At 65.5% G+C, this 17,034-nt stretch carries 13 protein-coding genes and 1 pseudogene; 7 read left to right on the forward strand and 7 right to left on the reverse strand.

Going from position 1 to position 17,034, the window contains the following annotated elements; translation table 11 throughout:
- Nucleotides 1–586: 586 nt before the first annotated feature.
- Nucleotides 587–2,002 carry a replication initiator gene (locus HDA43_RS29655; RefSeq protein ID WP_179827514.1) on the forward strand — a complete coding sequence of 472 codons (1,416 nt, stop codon included), beginning with the start codon at nucleotides 587–589 and terminating at the stop codon, nucleotides 2,000–2,002.
- On the opposite strand, the gene HDA43_RS29660 is transcribed toward HDA43_RS29655, so the two are convergent.
- Nucleotides 1,986–3,221, reverse strand: coding sequence for a helix-turn-helix transcriptional regulator (locus HDA43_RS29660; RefSeq protein ID WP_218912681.1), 1,236 nt, complete (start codon nucleotides 3,219–3,221; stop codon nucleotides 1,986–1,988). The genes HDA43_RS29655 and HDA43_RS29660 overlap by 17 nt on opposite strands.
- 256 nt (nucleotides 3,222–3,477) lie before the next feature.
- Here HDA43_RS29660 and HDA43_RS29665 point away from each other — a divergent pair, with 256 nt between their 5' ends.
- The gene (locus HDA43_RS29665) at nucleotides 3,478–3,939 is read left to right on the forward strand and encodes an ATP-binding protein (RefSeq protein ID WP_179827516.1); all 462 of its coding nucleotides are present in this window, start codon (nucleotides 3,478–3,480) and stop codon (nucleotides 3,937–3,939) included.
- An 851-nt stretch (nucleotides 3,940–4,790) separates the two neighbouring features.
- On the opposite strand, the gene HDA43_RS29670 is transcribed toward HDA43_RS29665, so the two are convergent.
- Entirely contained in the window at nucleotides 4,791–5,900 is a 1,110-nt protein-coding gene (locus tag HDA43_RS29670) for a PIN domain-containing protein (RefSeq protein WP_179827518.1), read from the reverse strand.
- A gap of 832 nt (nucleotides 5,901–6,732) precedes the next feature.
- On the opposite strand from HDA43_RS29670, the gene HDA43_RS29675 reads away from it, so the two are divergent.
- A complete protein-coding gene (locus tag HDA43_RS29675; RefSeq protein WP_179827520.1) occupies nucleotides 6,733–7,203 on the forward strand; it encodes an NUDIX hydrolase in 471 nt (156 codons plus the stop codon).
- Between the two features lie 290 nt (nucleotides 7,204–7,493).
- Nucleotides 7,494–8,327, forward strand: a complete 834-nt coding sequence (locus tag HDA43_RS29680; RefSeq protein ID WP_179827522.1) for a class I SAM-dependent methyltransferase — start codon at nucleotides 7,494–7,496, stop codon at nucleotides 8,325–8,327.
- A 133-nt stretch (nucleotides 8,328–8,460) separates the two neighbouring features.
- On the opposite strand, the pseudogene HDA43_RS35545 reads toward HDA43_RS29680, so the two are convergent.
- Nucleotides 8,461–8,565: pseudogene (locus HDA43_RS35545) on the reverse strand (helix-turn-helix domain-containing protein); the annotation flags it as partial.
- Between the two features lie 478 nt (nucleotides 8,566–9,043).
- Here HDA43_RS35545 and HDA43_RS29685 point away from each other — a divergent pair.
- The 3 genes from HDA43_RS29685 to HDA43_RS29695 all read left to right on the forward strand — a co-directional run bounded on the left by HDA43_RS29685 (nucleotide 9,044) and on the right by HDA43_RS29695 (nucleotide 12,704).
- Nucleotides 9,044–10,366 carry a sensor histidine kinase gene (locus tag HDA43_RS29685; protein ID WP_312873605.1) on the forward strand — a complete coding sequence of 441 codons (1,323 nt, stop codon included), beginning with the start codon at nucleotides 9,044–9,046 and terminating at the stop codon, nucleotides 10,364–10,366.
- Nucleotides 10,367–10,517: 151 nt separating this feature from the next.
- Nucleotides 10,518–11,849, forward strand: a complete 1,332-nt coding sequence (locus HDA43_RS29690) for a helix-turn-helix transcriptional regulator (protein WP_246424754.1) — start codon at nucleotides 10,518–10,520, stop codon at nucleotides 11,847–11,849.
- Between the two features lie 126 nt (nucleotides 11,850–11,975).
- A complete protein-coding gene (locus HDA43_RS29695) occupies nucleotides 11,976–12,704 on the forward strand; it encodes a hypothetical protein (protein ID WP_179827526.1) in 729 nt (242 codons plus the stop codon).
- A gap of 146 nt (nucleotides 12,705–12,850) precedes the next feature.
- Here HDA43_RS29695 and HDA43_RS29700 read toward each other — a convergent pair whose 3' ends face one another.
- From HDA43_RS29700 to HDA43_RS29720, 4 genes are all read right to left on the reverse strand, one after another.
- Nucleotides 12,851–13,063 (reverse strand): hypothetical protein, encoded by a 213-nt coding sequence (locus HDA43_RS29700; protein ID WP_179827528.1) that lies wholly within the window; start codon nucleotides 13,061–13,063, stop codon nucleotides 12,851–12,853.
- A gap of 484 nt (nucleotides 13,064–13,547) precedes the next feature.
- The gene (locus HDA43_RS29710; RefSeq protein WP_179827529.1) at nucleotides 13,548–13,868 is read right to left on the reverse strand and encodes a hypothetical protein; all 321 of its coding nucleotides are present in this window, start codon (nucleotides 13,866–13,868) and stop codon (nucleotides 13,548–13,550) included.
- Nucleotides 13,869–13,973: 105 nt separating this feature from the next.
- A complete protein-coding gene (locus tag HDA43_RS29715) occupies nucleotides 13,974–15,632 on the reverse strand; it encodes a hypothetical protein (RefSeq protein WP_179827531.1) in 1,659 nt (552 codons plus the stop codon).
- Nucleotides 15,633–15,696: 64 nt separating this feature from the next.
- Nucleotides 15,697–17,013 (reverse strand): HlyD family secretion protein, encoded by a 1,317-nt coding sequence (locus HDA43_RS29720; RefSeq protein ID WP_179827533.1) that lies wholly within the window; start codon nucleotides 17,011–17,013, stop codon nucleotides 15,697–15,699.
- Nucleotides 17,014–17,034: the final 21 nt, after the last annotated feature.

Consider the following 17,034-nt stretch of genomic DNA (forward strand, 5'->3'; position numbering starts at 1 on the left):
GACGTCTACGGACGCTGACGGACACCCACGGACGCCAACGGACGTCTACGCACAACCATCACCAAGGAACTCGAAGCTGGCCGAACTCGTCTACCCCGATGTAGAACTGATCGCGTAAGAAGCCACCGACCTCCCCACGGCACGACACAGCGAACATCTCGGCGAATCACCTCAGGCGCATTTTTCATCCGGGCACAACACATCTCATGATCACCAATGATCGTCGGAGGGCCCCGGCCCGGCGGTAGGTGTCCACACAGAGCGCGCCATCCACTTCCTCGCCGCACTCCATTTTTTGATCTCTCGCTGCTGCGCACCACGCGCCGACGGCTGTCTTCGGGCTGCCCCGGCGGTGGTGTGCGACGTCCTGCCCGTCAGGCGCGGCGGTGGCTCCACCCACGAGGTAAGGAGTCCACCTGAACCCTGAACCCCTGTCTGCCCGGGAGTGGGGCAGACGACAAGCCGCACGGTCCCCCCGCTGGACCGATGAGAAGTGGCGACGCGTCGCCACCGTGTTCGGCGTCAGCGTCGCCGAGACGCAGGACGCCGGCTCCCGGCCCGATGAGGTGCGCGGGAGGGACGCCGCATGAACCACGCGCCTTCCCTCGCCCCTGACATGCTGGCCGCGCTGCACCGTGCGGCCATGCCCGACTTCGCCCGGTGGCAGCGCATGATCTACGCCACGGGCGGCTGTGCCCAACCCGTCCGGCTCCACGGCGAACGGCTGACCGTGGACGCCCGGGCGGGGGAGGTCCTGGACGTCTACCGGACCGCCGACGAACCCACGGGCTTCCTGCTCACCGCCTGTGGCAACCGGCGGGCCTCCCGGTGTGCGGCCTGCTCGGAGACCTACCGGGACGACACCTATCACCTGATCATTTCCGGCCTGCGGGGCGGCAAGGGCGTTCCCGAGGGCGTCAGCGGCCATCCCCGCGTGTTCGCCACCTTCACCGCTCCGTCCTTCGGCGCGGTCCATGCCTATCGGGAGCGGAACGGGGTGACCCTGCCGTGTCGCCCTCGGCGGAACCGTCCCGTGTGCGAGCACGGAGAGCCGGAAGGGTGCGGCAGGCGTCACGAGCGCGACGACCCGCAAGCCGGGCAACCGCTCTGCCCGAGCTGCTATGACTACCGGGGCGCGGTGCTGTGGAACGCCCACGCGGGGGAGTTGTGGCGGCGCTTCACCCAGGCGCTTCCGTCCGTTCTCGCCCGGCTGCTCGGCGTCCGCCGGGCCGCGCTGCGCCGTACGCTGCGCCTGTCGTACGCCAAGGTCGCCGAGTACCAGGCGCGCGGCCTGGTCCACTTCCACGCCGTGATCCGTCTCGACGGCCCGGAGGGGCCGGCTGACCGGCCGCCGGACTGGGCGACCGTTCCTCTGCTCGATCGGGCGATTCGGGAAGCGGCCGGACAGGTCGTCGTCCCAGCCTCGGACGGCCCGGCCCCGGTCCTGCTGCGGTGGGGCGACCAACTCGACGTCCGGCCGGTCTACGTCTCCGCCGATGTGGACGGGGTCAGTGATCAGCGGGTGGCGGCCTACGTCGCCAAGTACGCGACCAAGGGGGCGGAGTCCGCGGGGACGGTGGACCGACCGATCCGCCGGGCCGAAGACATCACTGAACTGGCCGTGACCGAGCACGCCCGGCGCATGATCCTCACCTGCTTCGCGCTGGGCCGCCTGCCGGAGTACCGGGACCTTCCCCTGCGGCAGTGGGCGCACATGCTCGGCTACCGGGGCCACTTCTCGACCAAGAGCCGCCACTACTCCATCACCCTGGGCGACCTACGGCAGGCACGCGCCGACTACCGGGCCGAACAAGCCCGCTCGATCCTCGGCCTTCCCGCCCCGGACGGACAGGAGACGGTCACCCTGTCGCAGTGGCGCTACGCCGGAAACGGCCTGCGGCACGGGGAAGCCCTGTGGGCCGAACTCGCCCGGCAACGCATCGCCACCGCTCGCCGGATCGCCCGTGAACGCGAACTGGAGAGCCCTACTGAGGGCCGATGAGTGCTCGATACGCCTCGCGTAGCTCTACGGCCTCGGGCACACGGTGCGCTTCGACGGCGTTGATCACCTCGCGTGCCCTCCAGTAGCTGGACGGCACGAGAGAACCGCTCGTCACAGCGGTGAGTGTGACCTGTCCGGCTTCGTCGGGCTTATCGGCTGCGATGAGGGCTAGGGCCAGATCCAGGCGCGCGGATACCGCCCGTCGCGGGCGGGGCGGTCCGTCGGCGGCCGTCTCCAGGCGGTTGAGCACCTGCCGGGCGTATGACTCGGCGGCCGGGTCTCCGAGCCATGACAGGGTGGTCGCGACGTAGGCGTCCCGCTTGGTGGGGTCGTAGCGGTAGTGGTGCTCGGGGCTGTCGGGCATCGGCAGGGGGGAGACGAGCCGGTCGACTCGGGCGAGCGCGTCCCGGGTCTCCGGTCCGGCGCCCAGACGCGCCCATACCCGGCCCTCCTGCGCGGTCGCCTGGATGTAGGCGGAGCTTCCGCGCGGTGCGACGGTCTGCGCACCCTGGGACAGCGTCAAAGCACGGCGGTAGTCGCCGGTGGTGACCGCTCGCCATGCCTCCGTCTCCAGGCACCATGCTGCGATCTCGGGGTGCTCGGCGTGTTCTGCCAACTGGGAGGCCGTCTGAAGCCACGTCGTGGCGGCCCGGAACTGGCGAAGGTCGATGTGGCAGGTGGAGGCGAGCAATGACAGCCAGCCGCCGACCGTGAGCAGGCGGCGATGCTCGTTGATCGTCTTCTTCGCGTCGAAAAGATGTGAGACGTAGGACAGGTGCTCACGTACCCGGTTCAGCAGTTCGGCCGGTGGCGTCCCCGGATAGGCCATCGCGAGATCATCGACGGCTGATTCCAGCCGGTCGAGCGTCTCGGCTCCCACGTCGCTGGCGGCGACGCGGCGGGCCAGTTCCAGGGCTTCGATCTCGTCCCCACCGAGGTAGGCGCTGCCGGGAGGCATGCTGTCGGGGTCGTCGCCGAACAGTTCGGACTCGTCCATGCCGAACACCCGGCAGTAGAGCACCCGGTAGGGGTCCTTGGGCTGATGCCTGCCCGCTTCCCAGTCCTTGATCATGCGGGTCAGGGATTCACGCTCGGGGAACCGGGCTCGGGTGCGGCCGTCAGCGGCGTCGGCGAGTTGCTTCGCCATCTCTCGCTGCGTCCACAGCTTGCCTCGTCGCTCGGCGCGTAGCCGTACGGCCCAGGCTGGCACGTCGTCCATCGCATGCACCTCGGGGGACTCGGAGGGTCCGCCTGTCTCCCCCAGTCTCCCCTACTCACACTGCCGATGGGAGGGGACTCGGGGATGTCATGGGAGGGCTGCACAAAGCGGGACCCGCAGGCGCGGACACGCCGTACGGGTCCCTTGACCGCACGCTGGAGGTGCGATCCGTGGATCACTCTAAAGCCACGTCGCCGGGTGAGGCGACACCGGCTGACCAGGCGCAACCAGCCCCCCTTCACAAGGCGGCGACACGGTGAGCCGGGAAGCCGTCTATGAGGCGTTCGAAGCGATGCTCCAGCGCTGGAACGGGCTCCGGTTCCTCGATCATCGGGACTTCTACGGCGTGCCGCAGTCGGCGGCAGACGCGCGTCACTGGGTGCGGAAGCTGCTGAGCGCGCACATCACGGCCTCGGCGGAGGCTCTGGAGACGGTTGAGCTGTTGGTGAGCGAGGTCGTCACCAACTCGATTCTTCACAGTGACTCCGGGCACCCTGACGAGATCATCACGGTCGGCGTCGGCCTGGGATACGGCCTGGTCCATGTCGAGGTGATCGACAAGGGTTCAGCGGTCAACGTCCCTCAGATGCGCCCCGCCGACAGTGACAGTCTCGGCGGGCGGGGCCTGGCGTGGGTGGACTTCCTGTCCAGCGCATGGGGAACCGACTACGACCCGGAGATAGGCCGCGCGGTCTGGGTGCAGCTCACCTACCGCTGATCTCCCTTGGAGCCGGTGCGGCGGTGCGGTCTTCCCCGTAGTCGTGCCGCCGCACCCGACCGGCAATGACCGTGACCACCTGGACCCGTGTCATTCGATGGCAACCCGACCCGGAGCGCAGTGCCGCCAGGCGCGAGCACCGGAAGCGGGGCGGCAGCCCTGGTCTTTCCATGATCCGGTGTTCCTGATGGACGTACGGAGCGGAGACGGCCGGCGCAATGCCAAAGGCACCCCGAAGGGGCCGCGTAGCGGTTGGGCCGGCGGTCGCAGCGGCGGCAGCGCGTACCAGAGGCGGCGGGTGCGGTTCGGTACGGCGGGCACTCGGTACGGCGGGCGGCGGGGTCTACCCGCTCCCGCCGGGCGGGCGCGGGCCGGGACCGGCCCCCAAGGCCGCATGCCCGGTCCCGATGTCCGCGCGGCGGGAGCGGGCACGCCCCGCCGTGCGACGGCGCGAAGCGCTGCCGTACTTGATCTCCGGACATCCTGCTTGCAAACAAGAATCGGTCACACCGTAGAGGGTCCCTCGCCCTGGTCACGTGGCAAATGCGGGCCGGTGGCGTGTGATCGCGTAAGGCGGTGTTGCTGTATCCCACTGTTGTACACAGCACCCTGGCCAGTGATCAGACCTGCCACCCGATGGCAAAGGGACCCTTACCGCAGGGCGGTCTGGTCCGAGGAACAAAAGCCTCGCGGCAATATGACCTTCCGCTTTTCAGGCGGAGCAATCACCCTACTCGGCTGATCTGGGCCATGACCAGAGGCGCGTGAGCGGTGGCGCTGATGCATCGGTGTGTGGGGACGTTGCTGTCAGTGCTGCTGTCACCCCATGTTCTAACGATTGCCCTCGGTGTTCACATTTCATCTTGAAATTGAAAGACCGCATCCCCTGACACTGTCGTAATGGCAGGTCCCGCAAGAAGAGTAGTGCTTCCTCCTGCGGAATATATGCTACTTCCGCGGCGCCTAATCCCGTCTTCTCCTACCCAAGAGATGTCAGCTTTATTGCTCGTAAAATCTGCCGCCTCGCGAGACCTTGTGTCGTATAGAAAAGATCCTTGTACCCTTATGGAAGGATCCAAGATTGGCTCATTCTCAATAGGTACTCGCTTCGCTTTTCCCGATAATCCTTCTTTGACAACCATGGATGGGCTGCCGGAGAGCGTAAAAATCGCCTCGAACATCACGCTGAGCTTCTCGGGTTCCTCTGTAGCAAAGACCTGCAGGTTGATATCCTGGAGATCGCCTAGCGTCATCCACCTCTCTCTGCGCAGATTGTCCTGGGCGGCGACCGCACCTTCTATCCTCACCACCTGCTCAAGGGCTTCGTAGTCAACGGCAGGAGCTTGAGGAACAAGCTCTTTAATCAGGTCTTGCAGGGAGCGAAATGCTTTGATGATGACATTTTTCCTCTTGCACTCTTCGACGAGTGGTTTTGTGAGATGTGACCCATCAAAGAATGCTCCGTCTTGGCTGACTATGTACACTATCCATTCGCTGGCAAGCTCAGAGGCAGCCTCCCAAATGAGGCAGTCCTTATACTGCTGTTTGCGACCACCCGATGGCGGTGTTGCCGAGTCAACTCTATCCAGAGCACGTCTTACGTGATCCAGCGTCAGGGGAACGCGTATGAGCATCCCCTCTAATTCGGCTAGGCGAACATCGATAGCTCTGCGAATCTTTGGAGCTGGAGATGCGGATGAAATAATTGGATCGACGCTGCTATTGAGGATGCGCTGCAGCAGTCGTCCAGATTTAACCATTCGTTCATGGGCTTCTAGGCCAGACTGCAGGATCTGTTTGCGAATTTCTCGCTCAATGACTTCTGGAACTCCTAGTCTGGCCCCATTTTGTCGTATCGTATAAAGTAGGGCCACTCCAAGAGGTGTCCTAAATAGAGTCTCGGACCGCCAAATATTTGTGTCCACGATGACACACACTTTGGCGGGTGCCGTGGGGATCATTGCAGTTCCTCGCATGCTGTTATATGGCTAAAGCTGACACTGAAGATATAAGGTGCCATCGTAGCGGCAAGGAGGGTTGGCGACCACATGTTTGGCTGTAGCCCCGGTGTTCGAATCCCTCGGTGTCTGCGTAAGTCGACACGACGCACCTTGCCTGTTTCATCTCAACAACTGGAGGTAGCCTGCTTCAGGCTTTATTTGATCAAGTGGGGAGACTGGGAATTGGCTGCTCCGACCACATCATGTGGTCAGTACGACCGTTGCCGGTGACGTTTGAGTATCTTGCTACTCGGGCGGTGCGGGCCGCGACCGGCCGAAGAGCCGCAGCGCGGCCGACGACCGCCCCGAGGCCCGCCGACTGCCGCAGGCGGGCGGCCTTGATCATGTAGTGAAAGTCCTCGCCGGATCGGCTCTTGCATGACGGCCGTCATGTCTTCGGCGGGTGGGTGAGGCGGTGTGCCCGGGAGCGAATCCGCAGCTCAACGAGGCTTCGTCGCCGTAGAGGTCGGTGGGGGAGCGGGGTCAGGCGGCCAGGGTGAACTTCCCGCATGAAGCGAACCGCTTGTTGTAGTGATTCTGCATGGATGCGAACTTCGTCCAGCCATTGATCTCGGCGGTGTCGAAGGGAGGAGGACCCACCGCACCACCGCCGGGGCATCGGTCGGCCGTCCGCTCCTCAGCCGGCGCTCACCATCCCGTCCGGGACGTGACCATGACGAGGTCGTTCACCGCAGGACCACCGCTGGGCGCCACCTGCCCCGTTCTCCGCCGAACGGTCAATCAAGATCAATAATGAATGCGCGGATCTCGGGCGTTGGGATAGCGTGCGGCGGTGAGCTTCCGACTGGCGGCGTACGCCGTGTGCATCGAGGACGGACGGGTGCTGCTCGCCCATTGGGCAGGTCCGAAGCGCGAGCGGCACTGGACGCTTCCGGGTGGGAAGGTCGAGCACGGGGAGGACCCATTCGACGCGGTCATCCGGGAGGTCGCTGAGGAGACCGGTTGTGACGGAGTGGTCGAACGCCTGCTGGGTGTGGATTCGAGAGTGATCCCCGCGGCCGACCGCTTGCCCGGCCTGCCCGAGCACCAGAACGTCGGCATTTTCTACCGGGTCGGCATCACCGGTGGCCGACTCCGGCCTGAGCCGAACGGCGAGACCGTCGAGTCGGTCTGGACCCCGATTTCCGACGTTACGCGCCTTCGCCGGTCATCACTGGTCGATGTCGGCCTCGCCCTGGCACAGGCCCTTCCGGCAACCGGCCATGTCGACCCCGTCCCGGTCGGTGGTTTGATCCAGCACTGAACGTTTTCGTCCAGGGCGGTGATCATCTTCGACGGCTTGCAGGACGGCGACCGCCTGGGCCATCCCCGTCGCGTGGCGAGGACAGCAGAGCAGGCGGGTCAGGGTGGCTGATCTTCTGGGCACAGGCGCAACGTGGCGGATGGGCATGCTGAACTCCAACGCGGTCGAGGCAGTCTTTTTCGTCCTGAAGTGACAGCTCATAGCGGGGTGGACGAAGGAGGGACGGCGGACGAACAAAGCCCGATCAAATCGTTCGCCTCGGCCGCCGGGCGATGGATAGCGTGTCCGCTGTGAGGGACGAGGTCTACCGCTACAACGAGGAACGCTGGGAAGCCCTTGCGGAGGCGGACGCTTTGTTCACCCGTCCCAGGCTCGACCTGGACGCGGAGGAGGCTCAGGCTTATCTCGGCCTGGACAGGCTGGGCATCCCCCGCGACCTGGCGGGCCGAAAGGTGCTCTGCCTGGCAGGAGGAGGCGGGCAGCAGTCCGCGGCCTTCGCCCTGCTCGGAGCTGACGTGACGGTTCTCGACATCTCCTCCGGGCAGTTGGAGCGGGACCGCTTGGCCGCTGAGCACTACGGCGTCGGCATCCGCACGATCCAGGGAGACATGCGGGACCTGTCCGCCCTCTACGACTCCACATTCGATCTGGTCTGGCATCCGTACTCACTGACCTTCGTCCCGGACTGCCGGATCGTTTTCCGCCAGGTCGCGAGGGTCGTCGGGAAAGGCGGCCACTACTACCTGATGTGCGCCAACCCGTTCTTCGCCGGGCTCACCCACGACTCCTGGAACGGGGAGGGCTACACGCTGAGGCAGCCCTACATCGACGAGGCCGAGACCAGCTATCCCGACCAGGACTGGGTCTACGGCGGGAAGCCGGCCGGTGACCGCATCCGCCAACCCAGGGAGTACACGCAGACACTGAGCCGGATCGTCAACGGCCTGATCCAGGAAGGCTTCATGCTGACGCGCCTGTCCGAGGTCCGAAGCGACGACCCGGGTGCGGAACCGGGCAGTTGGCCGCACTTCACGGGGGTGGCCCCGCCGTGGCTGGAATTCGTCTGGCGGTACCGGTCCGGCGTCACGTCCCCGGAAGGCGAGGGCGTCCAGGGGCACGGGTGACCGCGAACCACTCGAACGGAGATCGCGCGGCCACGCCACCGCGACCCTGCGATGAGGAACAGCGCGAGACAGGCCGTGACCATGATCTGAACGGGCACCGAGATCGGGAAGGCTCCCGGCATTGACACCCCCCACCGACGCCGAAGCCGGTGGCGTCTTCGGTGAGTGTCTCGCCTTTGCGCAGGTGGACGAGCACGAGTGTGGCCTGCCGGCCGGGGTTGAGACGCCGCCACGGCGAGCCGATCGCCTGGGATGTTGAGCGGACACCAGGTTTCACCTGCGACTTTCCGGGGAGTTAGGGTGTATTTGTCCGAGTTTGGTTCGGGGCTGGTGCACGGGGACCAGGGTGTTCGCGGCCAGCTATAGGTGACCTTCGGCAGTCCGCGGAGTTTCGACGCGATCACGGTCACGGCGAATGACGGTGGAAGCCGATCGGCTGGTGCCGTCCAAGAGCGGTACGCCGGTGCTGAACGTGGCGGTCGATGCGGTCCGGTCGCTGGACGGGGCGGGCGGCATTCGGCGGAACGCTCGACTTTTCCGCCGTGTACACGGCGGCTTGCCAGACAGTACAGAGGCGCGGTCATTTCACCGAACCCGCGCAACCGTTCCCAATGATCAGAGTGTCGCCTTCGGCTGGGGGGTCGGTGAAGAATCGAGAGCCCTGGGTCAGTGCTTTCCGCCGGGACATCCGTTCCTCGGTGCGGGGGCGCGCGACCGTGCTGACGGTCGTGGTCTCGGCGGTGATCCTTGCGCTCGCGCTCTTCGGGGCCGGCGTCGTGCTCCGGGGCTGGTTCAGTGATCAGAACGAGGACCTGACCGAGCGGACGGTCGAGGCGACGGTCCATGCCATCGACCGGGGCGAGCGGCGGAATCCGATCCCTGTCGGCACAGACGAGGCGTCGATGATCCAGGTCGTGGGGCTGGACGGACGGGTTCTGGCAGCGAGCGAGGAACTCCAGGCCAGACCGGCGCTGGTGGTTCCCGGCGGGAACACGTTGATCAACCGGAAGGTGTGCTCCAACCCTGGCGTTCGGTGCATGTGGGTGTACGGGGTACGCATCAGGGATTCGGTGTACGGGCAGGATGCGATGGTCCTGGCGGCTTCTCCTCTGCCGCTGCTGACCACGGGATGGGTTCTGTCGCTGATCCTGGCGGGCCTGTGGGCGGCGGTGCTGACGCTGATCGGCTGGTGGACCTGGCGGACCATCGGGCTGGCGTTGGAACCGGTCGACCGTATCCGGAAGGAGGTGGTGGAGATCGGGAAGGGCGACCTGAGCCGGCGGGTTCCGGTTCCGCCGACCGGAGGGCACATTCAGCGGTTGGCCGAGGCGGTCAACGAAACGCTCGCGCAGCGGGAGGAGGCCAACACCCGGGAGCGCAGGTTCGTCTCTGACGCTTCGCACGACCTGCGGAACCCGATCGCCGGGATACAGGCGCGGCTGGAGGTCGCGCTGGAGGAGCCCGAGGACTACCAGTGGCGGCCGATGCTGCGGGAGGCATTGAACGATCTTCAGAGGCTCAGCGCCATCGTGCACGACCTGCTGGAGTTGTCCCGGCTGGATTCACGGGCACCGATGCCCATGAAGCAGATCGACCTCGCGGAACTGGCCCGGCGGGAGGTCGCCCGTCGCATGCCGGGCGTGGCCATCGTGCCCAGGCTGGAATCGGGTGTGATCGTCCAGGCCAACCCCGTCCGGCTGAGTCGCGTGCTGAACAACCTGCTGAACAACGCGGAGCGCCACGCCGACACACGTATCGATGTCCTCGTGGCGAGGGAGGACGGACAGGCGAGGCTGGAGGTGCTGGACGATGGTTCGGGGATCCCTCCGGATGTCCGGGAACGGGTCTTTGAGCGCTTCTCCAGGCTTGCGGAGTCGAAGAAGAGGGATCCGCAGGGCACCGGGCTGGGTTTGCCCATCGCCCGGGAGATCGCCGAGATCTACGGCGGTTCGCTGACGATCCAGGACAGCAGCAAAGGTGCCCGGTTCGTACTGCGCCTGCCCCTGTACCGCGAACCGTCCGGTGACGAAGCACAGTGACGGCACCCGCCGGGCCGGCGGCCGCCGTCACCTCAACCCTGGCGTCCTGGTGGCAAGACCTGATGAGAGGCCGCGACGCCCGATCCGCCGGACGTTAGAGTATGGCGCATGACGCCGCTTCGGCTCGTGACCGGCCGCGGGTAAGGCCAGCATGACCGCCATCGCCCGGTCGCCGTCCGCGGGCCGGGCCCTGGCCGGGGCCGCCGGAGGCGTCGCGGTGGCCGCCCTGCTCGCGTTCCGGCTGGCCGGCCACGACGAGTTCGTCACCGACCCGGTCGGCGTACTCGCGCTGGCGGCGGGAGCGACCGGCGCGGCCGTTGCCGCCACTCGGCTCGCCAGGGTGGGCAACCGGCGGGCCGGCACGCTCGCGACCTGGCTCTGCGCCGCCCTGCTCGCCTATCTCGTCCTGGCGGCCTGGGCGGTGTGGGCGGTCACGGCCGGGCACCCGACCGCCGCACTCGCGGTCGCCGCCTGGAATTCGGCGTGGATCCCGCCGCTCGCCCTCATGCAGCTCACCGCGTCCGCGGCCATCCGGACCGGCGCGAGGGCACCCTGGACGCACCCGGTCCTGGCCGTGGCGATCGGCACGGTCACGCTCGCCAACGCGCTGCTGACGACGGCGAGCGAACCGTTCACCGGCCTGCCGACCATCGCGCCGGAGTCCTGGCGGACGGTGATCGAGCCGGTCGGCGCCTTCGCCACGCTGCTCGGTGTCCTGGCCCTCCTGCTCGTCCCGGTGACGCTGTGGCGTGCCGCGCTCGGATCGGAGGGATCCGCCCGCGCGCGGATCGGGATCGCCGCGGCCGGGGCCACCGCCGCACCGCTCACCGTCTGCTTCTGCCTCCTGCTTGCCATCGCCCGCGACCCCGGCGCCGTCGAGCCGTCGCTGGGCTCGGTCGCGTTCCTCGTCGCTCTCGCCGGAGCCTCGGCGTTCAGCACCGCCTGCGCGCTGATCGCCGCGCGCGGCGGCGTCGAGCGTCGCCAGGTGGCGATCGTCGTGCGCGGCACCGGGCTCGCCGGCGCGGCCTTGGCCGTGATCGGGACCGGAACCATCATCGCGGCCCCCGGTCTCCGGCTCGGCGCGACCTCGGTCGCGTTCCTCGTCGCGGCCGTGACGGCCGTCGTCGGCGGCGGCGCCTGGACCGGAACCGGACGGCTCACCCGGATCCTGACTCCGCAGGTCCCGCAGGCTTCGCAGGTCCCGCAGGCCCCGAACGACAAGGGCCTCGCGGCGCCGACCGGAGGGGTACCGGTCACCGGCCTGACCCCACGCGAGGCCGAGGTGCTCGCCGTCCTCGCCGAGGGCGCGAGCAACGCCGGGATCGCGGCCCAGCTCGTGGTGTCCGAGCGTACGGTCGACGCCCACCTTCGCGCGATCTTCGTCAAGCTCGGTCTCACGCCCGACGCCGAGACGAATCGTCGCGTGCGGGCCACGAGGATCTGGCTGGATCACACCGCCGCGAACCGGGACCACAGAGGCTGAGCAAGGCCGGCTGATCTGGTCTTTCCCGAAGATAGGTGCTGAGGCCGATGCCCGCGTGACGCCCCCGCGGTGACGGTGGGGAACAGCGCGGGCCGCGCTGACACCGATCGAAGGAGGCATACGACCGTGACCGCATCCGAACCCCCCGGCACCGTGATCCCCCCGGCCGCCGCAGCCGCCGAGCCGGTCCCCGCCCGCTCGGCCCAGCGGCGCGTCGCCCTCGTCGGGCTCTTCGTCCTGCTGCTGGTTTCGCTGGCCGGACGGACCGGGTTCGCGTTCTGGGAGCCGCCGTTCGACGGCACGATCCGGTACGACGACGTACGCGCGCTGGGCGACGCGTACTGGCCGATGAACCTGTACCTCGGCGGTCCCGGGTATGCGGTCTCCTGGGTCGCCTGCGCGGGTTTCATCGTGCTGCTCGCCCGGGGCAGAGCCGGCGTGCTCAACCTGGTCGGCGCCCTGCTGGCCGGGATCGGCGGGATCCTCTTCGCCCTCACGATCACCGCCGAGGCGCTGCCGTTCGCGTACGCGGCCGACCCCGCGGTACTGCCGGAGGCGGAGGGCCGGCGGCTCTTCGACGTCCTGAACGCACATCTCGACCGACTCCTGCCGTCGATCATCGGCGCCCAGGTCGCCATCGCGCTCGGTGTGCTGTTCGCGCTCATCGGGACGCTGATCTCGAAGACGATGCCGCGCCGACTGTCGATCACGGGCATCGCATACGTCGTCGTGTTCGTCGGGCTGCCGACCGAGTCGCTCGGCGCCGTGGTCGTCGCCGCCGGGTACCTGCTCCAGGTCGCGCTCATCGCCGCGATCGGCTGGTTCGGGCTTCGCGCCGGACTCGGAAGGCATTGACGGGGTAGGGACCGGTGGGGAGGGCCGGATCGCAGACCCTGCCCCGGTCATGCCTGCGGGTGCCGACACCGTCGGCCGTGGCGGTTGCGGCTACGAGGGCCGCCTGGGCAGCGGGCGCCTACGCCTACGGGCGACCTGATCGTCACTCATGGCGAGGCCGAGAGCGGGCCGGCAGCCGATAACGTCCCAGCCGTAATCGGCTCGGGGCGTTCGGACCATTCAAGGAATGTGGTCAGGGGCAGGGTCGAACTGTCGGCTATGGCGGCATCGTCATCCGTCCCTTCCGCCATGAGTTCGGCGACGTGGTGTTCGGCCTCGTCATCGAGACCTTCGAGGGCCGACAACACGCCGAGCTCCACCCGAACAGACTTGGCCTCTACGAACCATGGGACGGCTCTTATGATGCCTGAGCACCTGATCCGTAGGGAAGGGTGGGTGCCTCGTCGGCCGCTCCTCGTCCTGCGCTTGGTCGCCTACCAGCAGGTTGGTCCGATCGTGCTTCCGCTTTGGTGGACTCTTGAACAATTAATGATCGAGCTGTTGCCGTCGTCAATCAACTGAAAGGCCGTATTCGAGGCGATTTCGGACTTTCGGAATCGGGGCCGGCCAGGCCGCGGCGATGGGTGCCGCGGTCTCACCGTTCAAGGAGCAACGCATGCGGCATGCCCTGCCCAAGCGACGTCTCGCGACCACCACCTACGAGCCGACGTCGACATCGGTCAGTGCGTTCCATATTTCCTGCTCAGCGTGTCCGCGGGGTCGAGCAGACCGTCGCCCGCCGCTACGAACTGCTCGGGCAGCGAGACCTTGAGCAGGAAACCGCTCACGCCGGGCCGAAGCAGCCTATTCTGCAACCCTAAAATCCTCGATCGGGTCGAGAACGATGATCGTCACCTGTACGTGCAAAGGGCTGTCCCAATCGACGTGCAGATAAAACTCGACGCCGCCGGTACCACCTTCCGGATCATGAGGGCCAATATTGGTCACATAGACGTTCGCCGCGCCAAGATTTGGCCGGCCTGTCTCATCGAAAGGATCCCGTCCGGCGGACCACTCCGCCGCGGTGATAATAACTGCCGACCGCTTTGTAATTGCATCCCAGTTCCAATTCTTTCGTAACCTACCCTGCTGGTTGCGGTATATGATTCGAATCGATCGCGACACGGCATGCTCCTTTTTCCCTGCTCATCTCACTGGACGATGCCAGCATTCGGATCGATCGGAATCGTCGAAGTGCGGCGCTTCTAGTTTGTTGCGGCCGGTGCTCGGCTACCGTATGTATCTGACGGCCTCGGTCGGGCTGATCCAGATATGTTTGACTGATCGAAGAGGAACCAACTGCTCTCCAAGGGCGCGGGTCTCCAATTGGTACTTGATGCTGTAGGTGAGGCTCTGGTTCCAGGCCTTATCGAGTGGGAGGCTATTGATGGGTGTGTAGGGGCCGTGAAGTTTCAGCTCCTGCTGGAAAGCGCCTCTGTATTTGGAGAAATCCACTCCGCGCTCCGCCGCTCCGGCCGCCGCATGACCCGCCTTACCTGCGAGATCGAGTCGGCCCGTGCTCGCCATTTGCTCTCGGAAGGCTTCGATCGCCAGGAGATCCCCGCTCGTGAACTCTCTGTTCAGCTTCGAGGCGACCACGCCGACGCTTTCGCCCCGCGCCGTGTATCCGAGCGCGGCCACGTCCTTGACCAGAAGGGTGGAGGCGGCTTTTTCAGCCTTCGTTCCCACACCCGGCAGCAGGGTCGAGTAGAGCTTGGAAGGATCGCCGCGGAAGGCTGTCATTCCTTCCGCGATGCCGCCGGCGAGGGCAAACCGATGGGATACGTCGACGTCCCCGCCGCTCAGGACGAGTCCGGTGGTTCCGAATACCAGCGAGGCGGGCGACGATGTCAGCGCAAGGACATAGCCGATCTGACCGCTCATACGGACCGTTTCGGTACTGTCCGCGCCACTTATGGCCAGTGCCAAACCCGAGGAAGCCTCGCCAGCGCCCGCGGCGAATCCTGTTGCGCCAATCAGCGGGAAGGCGAGGCCGCCGGAGCCGTAGATGATGAAGCCCGAGGCCGTCATCGTGACGCCGCCCCAGACCACGTGCCCCAGGCCGGTGAGAACAGCGGAGTGCCGAATTTCGAGCGGATGGTCGCTCAGCTGGCTGACGATGAATCCGAGCTTGTATTCGTCGCTGCGCGCCACCTGCGCGGCGGTCGAGGCCACCTTCTGCATGTCGACTTCGGTATCGCCGATGATCTTCGCCCTGCCCTCCATGAAGGCCTGGATCGCGACATAGCTTTCGTCCATGTCGGCCTGGATCGAGGTTGCAAGGCTGGATTGATTGGCATCGCTCTTCACCTCCGGCAGGCATGACGTCCGGCTGGAATCGCAAGCCGCCACATCGTTGTCGGCCAGCAGATCAGGGGACGACAGCAGGTTGGTCTGCCGAAGAGCCGCGAATGGCGTCGTCACGTTTCTCGCACGAGCCGGCCATTCATCGACGAAAGGATCAGAGGCTGGGAAACCCGTGAAGGGATCGAGATCGTCTATGCCAAAGGGCAGGCCGGAAAAGGCGTCGACCTCTTCGCCGACGAAAGCGAGAAGAACCCGTCCACCCATGCCGCCGTACGGCTCGATTCCCCAGGGCCGGTCGCTCTGGCCGCCCCGCATCTGCGGCCTTCCACGTGTTTCCCACGGTGGCGTCGTCAGGGCATCGATCGGCGTTGCCGAGAGATCCTGGTCATTTTCTGGCACCTTGGAGCCAACGGGGCCGGTGTTATCGCCGCCGAAGCCTGCGTTTCCGGTATAGTCTCCGTCTGCGCCGAAACTCTGATGGTTCAGATAGGCGAGAATGGCGCCGATGTCGCCCCCGCCAAGGTCTCCTGTTCCGGTACCACCGTCACCGCCGCCCCCGCTGCCATCGCTCTCACCAGGCATAAGACCTTCCTCGTGTCGAAAGCTTCTCTACGGGCGGTGCCAGGAAACCCCGGGTCATACCACATTACGCTATGGAAATGTCCGTGTATTCCGGGTCGAACACGTAGCCAAGCGGAAGAACGTGCAGTCCGCCAGCGTCAACGTTATCAACCCTAATGATGACCTCCCACCGCGTGCCGCTGTCCTGTCCCCGCACAGAAACGACGGTCCCGTCCAGGGATGTTGTCGGATTCCCAGCGCCCGCCAACATCGTTGTCAAGGTCGCGGTCGCTCCAATCGGGATAGGACCGACGTGTACAAGGTTCGCCAACAGATGGACGAGGCTGTTGTCTTCGACTCGGATCACGGGTTCACCGGCGTTCACCGCCTCGCCCGGACCCTTGTAGACACCGGTTACAACGCCCTCGATGGGCGAGATGAGAAACGACCGCAACAGCGCGATTTGAAGTTGGTAGACATCATTGTCTACCGATTCGAGTTCGTTTGCAAAGATTTTTTCCAAATAGGGTATGTTCTGCGAGAACATATATGCTTCGAATTGCTGATTTGTCAGGCTGATTTGCGCGCGGAGAGCGCGCGCGTGCGCTTCTATGTAAGGGGTTCGGTATTCGTAGTCGACATGTGTCGTGGACTGCATTCCAGATGTATTGCTGTAGTTATTTGATTCTTCGTAGTTGACCCCCGTTGTCACCGCGGTGTCGGTCGTGCTGGGCGCGGTGAAGCGAGTTGACTTATATCCGTTCCATATGTGGTCCGGGTGTCCCTCCCACGGGAGTGGGAGGACGTGGGGAAGCCTTGTTCCACGGCCGACCCTTACGCCCACGCTTTCCTGGTGAAATTTGCTGGCGCGGTTCGAACCGCCTCTACCTTTGGTTGCCGACTCGGCGCTGCTGGTCGTCGATTTCACAACGCCTGTTCGATCGTCCGTCCTATAAGCCTCGTCCAGTTCCACCAGTTGTTGGTTCGCGAGGTCGCTTAACCGATCGAGCAGGTTGGGATTCGATGCCGGCGACCCTTTGTCGTAAGACCCCCTGATTGTTGAAATCACGGAGTCGGCATTCGCATGCTTCGAGAAGTAGATATTTTGTCGAGAATTGACGGCACTATCCAGGGAAGCCTTCCTGTCTTCGTTCCGAAGCGATGCCACCGAGAACGGCTGAACGATACTTAGAACGCCGTTTGTATCGCCTGCGAGGCGAGAAGGGTCCCCGATGGTCGTTCCCGAAGCCTTCACCAAGTCGGTAAGCCTGTCGTACGGAACAGCTTTAACGGTGTCACCCAAATAGACGTCGCAAGTGTTCAGAATGCCGCCGATTTCGAAGCATAGGTAAGACCCGTGCACCGGCCGCGCGATCATGGAAATAATGTTTGCAATGCCCATTGAGACGTTCCTCTCGCGCGA

The organism is Streptosporangium sandarakinum (assembly GCF_013409935.1).
GTDB classification, from domain to species: Bacteria; Actinomycetota; Actinomycetes; order Streptosporangiales; family Streptosporangiaceae; genus Streptosporangium; species Streptosporangium nondiastaticum.

Bases quoted from the DNA above. Each gene is read 5' to 3' on its own strand.
- HDA43_RS29655 (WP_179827514.1), top strand. From the start codon at position 587: ATGAACCACGCGCCTTCCCTCGCCCCTGACATGCTGGCCGCGCTGCAC.
- HDA43_RS29660 (WP_218912681.1), bottom strand. From the start codon at position 3,221: ATGGACGACGTGCCAGCCTGGGCCGTACGGCTACGCGCCGAGCGACGA.
- HDA43_RS29670 (WP_179827518.1), bottom strand. From the start codon at position 5,900: ATGATCCCCACGGCACCCGCCAAAGTGTGTGTCATCGTGGACACAAAT.
- HDA43_RS29690 (WP_246424754.1), top strand. From the start codon at position 10,518: ATGACCGCCATCGCCCGGTCGCCGTCCGCGGGCCGGGCCCTGGCCGGG.
- HDA43_RS29715 (WP_179827531.1), bottom strand. From the start codon at position 15,632: ATGCCTGGTGAGAGCGATGGCAGCGGGGGCGGCGGTGACGGTGGTACC.
- HDA43_RS29720 (WP_179827533.1), bottom strand. From the start codon at position 17,013: ATGGGCATTGCAAACATTATTTCCATGATCGCGCGGCCGGTGCACGGG.